The 8774-nt window shown below is 42.3% G+C and carries 8 protein-coding genes; 4 read left to right on the top strand and 4 right to left on the bottom strand.

The genetic code is table 11. The features are described from left to right. The first annotated feature begins 403 nt into the window (after window positions 1–403). The 4 genes from RM049_RS34710 (at window position 404) to RM049_RS34695 (ending at window position 5406) form a co-directional block, all read left to right on the top strand. Window positions 404–817, top strand: a complete 414-nt coding sequence (locus RM049_RS34710) for a GPW/gp25 family protein (protein WP_322671276.1) — start codon at window positions 404–406, stop codon at window positions 815–817. Continuing rightward, window positions 814–3012, top strand: coding sequence for a putative baseplate assembly protein (locus tag RM049_RS34705; protein WP_322707425.1), 2199 nt, complete (start codon window positions 814–816; stop codon window positions 3010–3012). The genes RM049_RS34710 and RM049_RS34705 overlap by 4 nt, the downstream gene beginning before the upstream one ends. Before the next feature lie 126 nt (window positions 3013–3138). Then, window positions 3139–4122 carry a phage tail protein gene (locus RM049_RS34700; RefSeq protein ID WP_322707424.1) on the top strand — a complete coding sequence of 328 codons (984 nt, stop codon included), beginning with the start codon at window positions 3139–3141 and terminating at the stop codon, window positions 4120–4122. Window positions 4123–4206: 84 nt separating this feature from the next. Next, complete coding sequence (locus tag RM049_RS34695; protein WP_322707423.1) at window positions 4207–5406, top strand: DUF4159 domain-containing protein; 1200 nt, start codon at window positions 4207–4209, stop codon at window positions 5404–5406. 30 nt (window positions 5407–5436) lie between these two features. Here the strand turns inward: RM049_RS34695 and RM049_RS34690 are convergent, their stop codons facing one another. The 4 genes from RM049_RS34690 to prmA form a co-directional block, all read right to left on the bottom strand. Beyond that, the gene (locus RM049_RS34690) at window positions 5437–5880 is read right to left on the bottom strand and encodes a type II toxin-antitoxin system VapC family toxin (RefSeq protein WP_322707422.1); all 444 of its coding nucleotides are present in this window, start codon (window positions 5878–5880) and stop codon (window positions 5437–5439) included. Further along, on the bottom strand, window positions 5880–6149 hold the full coding sequence (locus RM049_RS34685) for a hypothetical protein (RefSeq protein WP_322664900.1): 270 nt from the start codon (window positions 6147–6149) through the stop codon (window positions 5880–5882). The genes RM049_RS34690 and RM049_RS34685 overlap by 1 nt, the downstream gene beginning before the upstream one ends. 178 nt (window positions 6150–6327) lie before the next feature. Further along, on the bottom strand, window positions 6328–7605 hold the full coding sequence (locus RM049_RS34680; protein WP_322707421.1) for a hypothetical protein: 1278 nt from the start codon (window positions 7603–7605) through the stop codon (window positions 6328–6330). A gap of 130 nt (window positions 7606–7735) precedes the next feature. After that, window positions 7736–8656 (bottom strand): 50S ribosomal protein L11 methyltransferase, encoded by a 921-nt coding sequence (gene prmA, locus RM049_RS34675; protein WP_322707420.1) that lies wholly within the window; start codon window positions 8654–8656, stop codon window positions 7736–7738. Window positions 8657–8774 lie beyond the last annotated feature (118 nt).

The following is an 8774-nucleotide window of genomic DNA, read 5'->3' as shown; positions in this document are numbered from 1 at the left end:
CGTCCGCGAGTATCAAAGACTCGTCCGCGAGTATCAAAGACTCGTCCGCGAGTATCAAAGACTCGTCCGCGAGTATTAAAGACTCGTCCGCGAGTATTAAAGACTCGTCCGCGAATATCAAAGACTCGTCTATGAATCTTAATTTATAAGCTAAACCACATCTAGTTTACATAATCTGAAATTGTACATTTCTTGTGGGGTGGGCGTCTCGCCCGCCCAATATATGCAAGTTAAATGTGGAACAGCTTACCAAATTACAATTACAAATCATTCTGCCTCCCTGCCCCCTGCCCCCTGCCCCCTGCCCCCCGCCCCTTCATCCTCGACCTTTGGCGAATAGGCTTAAACTCTCTGTGCCGATATCTTTAAAGATATCCATGTAACAGCTGTCTAAGTGCCAGATATGGTTTATGGTCGCGATCGAGCCTATTTGGGAACAGGTTGGGCTTATCCACTGCATTTAAACGTGCAAGGTGGGATACAACTTAGCCGTGAAGATCAAAAAGTTAAAGAATCTATTTGGATTATCCTCCGCACAGGTGTAGGTGAGCGGGTTTATCGGCCTACCTTTGGTTCGCGCTTATCGGAACTGGCGTTTGCACCTTTAAATAGCGATACCCTACTGCGAATCCGCCTTTATGTATTGGAAGCTTTAGAAGTTTGGGAACCACGCATTACTATCGATGAAGTTATCACCGATCCCGATCCAGTGCGTGGCAGAGTGGACATCATCATCAATTATCGGCTCAAAGACAGTCCCGATATTTATAGTTTTGTTTATCCTTATTATTTGGTGTCAGCTGGGGAGGAATCGTGAACTTTGATTTTTTACCGAAATTACCTTCTTCCAACTTAGACGATCGCGCCTTTGATGATTTGGTGCAAGAATGTATCATGCGTATTCCTCGCTACTGTCCAGAATGGACTGACCACAACCTCAGCGACCCTGGAATTACGCTCATTGAGTTATTTGCTTGGTTAACTGACCAAATGTTGCTCAGATTCAACCAAGTACCCCGAAAAAATTATGTTGCTTTTTTAGAATTACTAGGTATTCGTCTCCAGCCTCCCGCCCCAGCCCGCACAGAATTAACTTTTTATTTAAGCGCTGCATTACCTGGAGCCTACACGATTCCCGCCGGATTAGAAGCCTCTACTATCCGCACTGAAACTACAGAAGCGATTACCTTCAGCACAGATTCTCCTTTAATTATCGGCAAACCCCGCATCCAACATTTCTTAACTGCCCAAACCACCGAAGATATTCCCCAATCTCTGCGCGAAAGAGTCACAACTTCCTGGACTCGTCAATCTAACGGTTACTGGACAGGTAACGAACAACCGATATTTGAAGAGGAACCCCAGCCTGGTAATTGCTTTTATCTAGCAATTAATTCTGACGATCCTTTAGACGCTAATGTTTTAGAAATTATTTTCCAAGGGGCTGCGGCTACTCCTGCGGGAATTAACCCCAATCAACCACCCCGGAGATGGGAAGCTTGGGATGGGGAAAATTGGCAATCAGTTTTATTGCAAGAATCAGATGATAAAACTCGCGGCTTCAGTTTTTATGAAATCGCCCAAGAAGGTGAAAACCCGTCTCAAGGTGCAGAAGTACGTCTGCATTTACCTCAAATTTGGCCTGTGGCTAATTTTACCTCTTACCGAGGTCGCTGGTTGCGCTGTAGCTTTGTAAGCACAGAATCGAATGAAACTGGTTACAATCGTCCGCCACGAATTATTGGTTTAGCAGTGCGTTCAATTGGCGGTACTGTTAGGGCTAGCCATAGTACGCTGATTCAAGATGAGCGATTGGGAATTAGTGATGGTACACCCGGTCAAAGTTTCCAGTTACAAACAGCACCAATTTTAGAACGCCGAGAAGATGAGTATATTTTAGTTACTCCGGCTGGTGGTTTGCCGCAAAAGTGGACTGAGGTGAGAGATTTTGCTGATTCTGGGCCGCATAACTTTCATTACACCATCGATTCCATCACTGGTACAATCCAATTCGGGCCGCTGATTCGGGAACCTAGCCAACTTAAACAACAAACACAGGTGCGAACGCGAATTCAGCAACCATCACTGGATGACACATCTGTACAAGTTCTCGAAAATAACCAGTCGGAACACCAATATGGGGCAATTCCTCCCCGTGGTGCAGAGATTAGGATGGTTAGTTATCGTACAGGCGGTGGTAGAGAAGGCAATGTGCAAACTGGGGCAATTCAGTTTTTGAAGTCTGCATATCCATACATTGCTAGTGTGGTCAATCGCGTACCAGCAATCAATGGAGCAGATGCCGAATCGCTGGAACAAGCTGTGATGAAGGCTCCCCGCATCCTCCGCACGCGCGATCGCGCCGTCACTGCTGAAGATTTTGAAGTTTTAACTCAACAGGCGGGTGCTGGTGCGATCGCTCGCGTCCGGTGTTTGCCAGCAAATTCTCGTAGACAAGCTGGTATAGTTAGTTTACTGGTAGTGCCTTATGCAAACACAGATGCGATCACCCAAGGCAATGGGATGACACCAGAACAATTTGCTCTCAGTAATGCCCTGCAAGAGCAAATTTTGAGTTACTTAGATGAAAGACGCTTATTAGGGGTACAAGTAGAGTTACAAGAGCCAAATTACGTAGGTGTTTCTGTACAGACAGAAGTTGCTCTAGAGCCAGCATACAACAACCCTTTTGCTAGCGAAGAAATTCGTCGGAATTTGAGGCGATCGCTATATAAATATTTAAACCCCTTAACTGGAGGAATCGACGGCAAAGGTTGGCCATTTGGGCGACCAGTTTATACATCAGATATTGTCGCATTACTGCAACAAACCCCAGGCGTGCGTCATTTAGGCCCCGTCTTGCTGTTTCCCATCCGCAAGCAAGGAGAAAATTGGCGACGACAACCATCACCAGAACAATTGATCGATCCGGGATCGGAAGGTTTGATATGTTCTTGGGCTGATACAAATCTGCGTTCCAATCACGACATCCAAATAATTCGTAATTCGTAATTCGTAATTCGTAATTCGTAATTTGTCATTTGTCAGTAGTTCTTCTCCCCCAATCCCCAATCCCCAGTCCCCAATCCTATGGTTCAAAGTCGCTCTAGTCCAGCTGTAAGCATTCAATTAACGCCAATGCAAATTCCCGAAGCTTTACCTGTGGCAGGTTTAGCATTTGCAAATGCAGAAAACATCGATGTAGCTGGACGTAGTTTGCTTTTGCATCCTGGACATCCCAGCGAGATGATTGTGCAAGTACAAAACTTGGAACAACGTCCTTTGCGGGTAAGCTTAAGCGTTGAAGGAAACTTTCCATCCCAGTGGTGTCAGATTGGCACAGAAGGCAGTGAAATACCGCCTCGTGGGCAAATGGATGCTGTTCTCTACTTCTCAATTCCCGACACATTTTTTGAAGACCAAGAAGCAATTTCCCCTGGAAAAAAAGACAAACTAACACTCAATTTTCGTAGCCTAATTACTCTACACATAGACTCAGGCACAGACAACGAACAAATCGAGAGAAGCGAGTATTTCGATTTATACATCCGTCCCTACACTGCCTACATGGAATTATTGCCAATTTTGTATCGGGAGGTGGACTTTATTGGTCGCTTCATGAAAATATTTGAGCAAGCTTTTCAACCAATAGTTGATAGTTATAACGTCATGTGGGCAAACCTCGACCCTTTGACAGCACCGCAAGCATTATTACCCTTTATGGCTCATTGGGTTGCTTGGCAAGTAGATTCTGTTTGGGATCTCCAGCAACAACGGCGTTTAATTCGCCGAGCCGTAGAACTTTATCGCTGGCGGGGAACTCGTAAAGGATTGCGTCTTTATTTACATCTTTATACTGGTTTACCGCTAGACGAACATTTACCCAATGAAGCTGATAAACATATTAGTATCACAGAACCTTTTGGGCCAAGTTTCATTATAGGAGATGCACAATTAGGAAATGCAGTTTTAGCCGGTGGACAACCATATCATTTTATAGTGCGTTTGCGTTCAAATATTTCTAGTGGCATTATCAACGAAGAACTTATTCAAAGAATCATAGAACAAGAAAAACCTGCTTTTTGCACATACGAATTATCTATCGAAAATCCCTCTAATTAAATAATTCGTAATTCGTAATTCGTAGTTAAGTAAAATTAAACAGACTTTTAATCCAAAATCTAAAATCTAAAATCTAAAATTACTATGTCCCATCCTTTCCCACCTCCACCAATTAAATCCTTAGAACGCCTGCAAGCCGCAGACGGCTTACTAATCAATGCGGAACGTTGGCGCACAGCCCATGAATATCACCGTAATCGGCAAAATGCTCAATATCAAAGTTTAAATCAACCAGGAATTGTCTGCGGTTTAGGCGTGCGAGATGTAACTGCTCCAAGCCAAGTAGAAGCTAGATATCGAGATGGACGTTGGGTACAAATTCAACCTGGTATTGCAATTGATTTAGCAGGTAATCTAATTGTTGTACCAACTTCTTATGATTTTCCCATCGATTTAGAAGTAGTAAGTTCTGAACCGCTCATGATTTACTTAGTAGTTAGCTATGTAGACCCTGATGAATTGCGGCGCGGACAGCAAAGAGATATTGTTCAAGAAACTTATCGAATTGACCAAATAAACTCTACACCAGCTAGTTCAGAAATAGAAATATGTCGAATACTCCTACAACCAGGACATACTGACATTACCCAACCTGCGGATGCTTTTTTCCCTGGATATAATAATATTGATTTGCGTTATCGTCGTCAGGCACAAATGCGTCCTCAAGCACTTGTATGTATGGCGCAGGCGACTCATAGCGATCCTGAATGTGCGCGTAATTTTTTCAGCCTTTCATATTTATTACAAGCAGTAGAACCCCTGTACCCAAGTTTGCGAGGGGCTGATGAACCAGGTCAGGTTTCTTTAGCAGAAAACATCCAAGACTATGATATCCTTTATCTCACAGGTGGACAGGCTATATCTTTAAATAGTCTCGAATTTGAATCCCTGAGAAATTATTTAAATTTAGGTGGTGTACTTTTTGTTGATGCACCAACAAATGCTAATCCTCTAATTGAGAGTACTCAAGCTTTGGCACAACAGTTAGAGAGTCCTTTAAGACCTTTAGAAGAATTGCAACGGAGTCATCCTTTAAGGACAAAACCTTTCTTATTTGCTGCCTTACCAATGGTTAATCAACAACAGATAAAACTGTTAATTGGTGGAGGAATTATTTTAGCAATTGGAGATTTAGCAACTGCTTGGGGATTGGATAGAGATTTGAGTTTACCCAGATTAACCATTCGGACAGCTCAGGAATTAGGGATTAATATTCTTCACTATGCTTGGAAGCGGCGACAGTTAATTGGGTTGCAACAAGAAGATAATTCCGGGCAGTGGTGAAAGCCAAGTTAGTAAGCTAGATATTGCTGTTCAAACCCAAGACTCTAAAGCGAAAGGGCGAATCTGGTGAATACGTTGGAAATCATTGTCCGTTGAGACTACTGTGAGGTTGTAGTAAATTTCAGTAGCTGCTATCCAAAGGTCGTTATCCCCAAAGCCCAAAGTCTGTATGTTGAATTTTCGTCGCTCGGTTTTCTCTTTAGGGCCAAATGCGTTGACAAGTGTACCTTTGAGATCGCCGTAAATGTCTGAGATTGGTAGATTAATGGGGTAAAGGTCGATAGTGTTTAGAAAAGTCTTAATCCGTTCGAGGTTGGCGGCTTTTTGTTCAGATTTGGCTGCCATATAAAGTAGTTCTCCACAGACAATGACATTGGTGCCAACGCCCGTTTCGCTATGGGCTTGTAGCTGTTGGATGAGATTGGGTTCACCGAAGATGATGCGACTACAGTGATTAGTGTCAAGCAGATACATCAGAATTCAGCCTGCGAGCGGGTGTCATAAACAGACTGGAGACATTTTTCAAAGTCCTCACCTTGCCAGGTACCAGCAAATTTCAGCAAATCTTTAGCTTTGGAGCCACGCAGTATTGGTTCGCCATCTTGGATAATGGCACTTGCTGGTTTAACACCAGAGCGATTTTTTCTGGTTTTGAGATATTCGAGATAGTCGAGAGTTTCCTCTAGAATCGATTCTGGAGCGGTTTCGATCGCAGCAATGAGTTGTTCCTTAATAGTAGTCATGGGGGGACTGAAAGATTGATTATGGATATTTTAATTCTGCATTATTTCCCACCATTATTTCTGAAACCAAAGATAGCGATACCTGCGGTGGTAACAAAGTTTGCGTTGCTCTGAGATTTGTCGTACCCCTAGTGCCAAAATTTTTGAGCAATTTCCACACTACAATATCAAGTTGGAATTATTGAGTTTGGTTGTTTGCGATCGCACTATTATTTTTGTCGTGTTCCAGTTCTCTCATTAGAGAATCCAAACCACTGGTATTGTTTCCACTTTGGGCAAATAAAGACCGAATTTTATTGATTATCGCACTCATACTGTTGGAGAAAAACCGACCGAGATTATTAATAAAGTTTTTCAGTTTTTCAAAAATCGTCACATCTACAGTAGAATACTTATTAACAATTGGATATACAATTTTTCCTTTTTCTGTTTGATAGTATTCTTGTTCAGGCATCAACATTGATGTGAGTGGTTGCACCTGTTTTGCCATATCAGCTTCGGTTCGTTTATTGCTGAGGAATAAAACATCATAAATTTTTCCATTCCAGCTAGCCCAATAATGGTTTTGGAAAAACCATCGTTTTCCATCATCACAATTAGGTTTTTTCCCTTGATATGGCGTAGCTCCAGCTTCACTCAAAAAAGGTTTGGTGATACTTTCAATTGCGATTTTTTCAATGCCAAAATATTCTTCTGCAACTTTTTTAAAAGCACGGGCTAATGTCTGACAATCTCCTTCTGGAGAGCCTTTTAGTAGAGTTTCTGGACTCTTACTCACCATTGTGTATTGAAATTGGATATTTACAAAGTTTTTGAAAAGTTGTTCCAGTATTTTATCTTGTGGCAATGTGTCATCTATGCCATTAACTAGTGTTTTGGCTAGTGAATATTCTTGTAAAAATTTTTGTTTTTTATCTGCTGAGTTATTTGCTGCTAATATTTCTTCAGACTTTGCTTGTTCGTTCTTATTAGCTGGTATTGTCTGCTGTGCATCCTGGTTTTGCAGAGGAGATCGATTAATTTGGTTGACTACAGAAGTAGCGACACTATCTGCCTCTTGCTCATATCGATCACCTGATTGACCAATAGTCAGTTTTGGCTGTATTTCTCCTATTGACACGTTATCAGCACGTTTGATCGCCATTTTGCTCAAGTTATGACCAAACTGCGAAGAGTGTTCCTTGCCTTGCTGCAAAGACTCATTCATCTTTGTTTGCAATACAGTGAGTCGTTCTTGTCCCTCTGGCGTGATAGTGCCATGCTTGGCTTGTATTTGGAGTTTCGTTGCCTCAAACTGATATTGTTGAAATTTCTGATTTTCTACCTTTGCCTGTACTATAGGCTTCTTGGAGCCAAGTTGAGAGTGAGTAGTGAATAAATACGATTGCAACTGACTTTGCTCTGACGAATAAGCGGATGAGTCAGCTTTTTTGTGGATTTGTAGCCGTTCTTTCATCGCTAGTTTCAAAAGTCAATAGTGGGTAATCTATATATTATGTCACTTACTTAAAGATCCCCGGCTTATTTGAGAAGTTGGGGATCTAATTGTTTACGAATAATTTAGAATGACGATAATTTATACCGAATTAAGAACGCCGTACATTTAAGCAACACCATTCTTTGCGTTTCCACAGAGTAGCAACAACCCAGCCATTTTCTTCTAAAGCATCAGCAACAGCTTTAGATTGTTCTAGTAAAATTCCACTGAATATCGCCCAAGTTTCAGGTTTAGCGATCGCACTCATTTCTGGAAGCAATTCAATAATCACATGAGCCAAAATATTGCAGACAATACCATCCACTGGGCTTTCAATTAGTTTTTTCAAAACGTCTACACTTCCCTGTGCAGGTAGTAAACGTTCTGGGCTAATGTCATTCAGGACACCATTGCTAATAGTTGATTGCACCGCTAAAGGGTCAGTATCCACTGCATAGACTTTCTCGGCACCCATTAGCAGCGCCCCAATGGAAAGAATACCAGAACCACAGCCAATATCCGCAATTACTAGATGTTCATGTTTGCCACTATTACCCACAAACGACTGCGAAACTCCACTCAGCCGCATTTCCAGAGATTCCAAACATAGCTGAGTGGTGGCATGGTTGCCCGTACCAAATGCTACACCAGGATCGAGGCGAATTACTAACCGTTCCGTTGTTTCTGGTAATGGTAGCCAAGCGGGGTTAATTAGGAAGCGATCGCCTATTTCTTGTGGATGCCAATATTGTTTCCAGCTAGTCGCCCAATCTTCCTCATCAATTAACTGCCATTGCAGTGAAGGAGATGAAAGCCCTACACAGAGGGCATCTTGACGCAGCCATAGCGATAGCGCTGCCAAATCTAGTAGCTGTGTTTGAATTGTCGGCAGATAAGCCCTGACTAAAGATGAATTTCCTTTGTTTTCACTAGCCGTACCACGACAGCCAAAATCTTCCAGTCGCCAAAAGATCGTATCTTCTAGGTCTGGTTCGCATAAAATCTGTATTTCCCACCAGGTGTTTGCCATCTTTGAGTGCTGAGTGCTGAGTGGTGAGTGCTGAGTTATAAGTTTGAGAGTTAGGAGTTAGGAGTTAGGAGTTTTTAACTTTTAACTCCTCACTATTCACTCCTAACTTTTCTTTACT

This window comes from Nostoc sp. DedQUE04, from assembly GCF_034530995.1.
GTDB lineage: Bacteria > Cyanobacteriota > Cyanobacteriia > Cyanobacteriales > Nostocaceae > Nostoc.
This window is presented reverse-complemented; position numbering and strand designations above follow the sequence as displayed.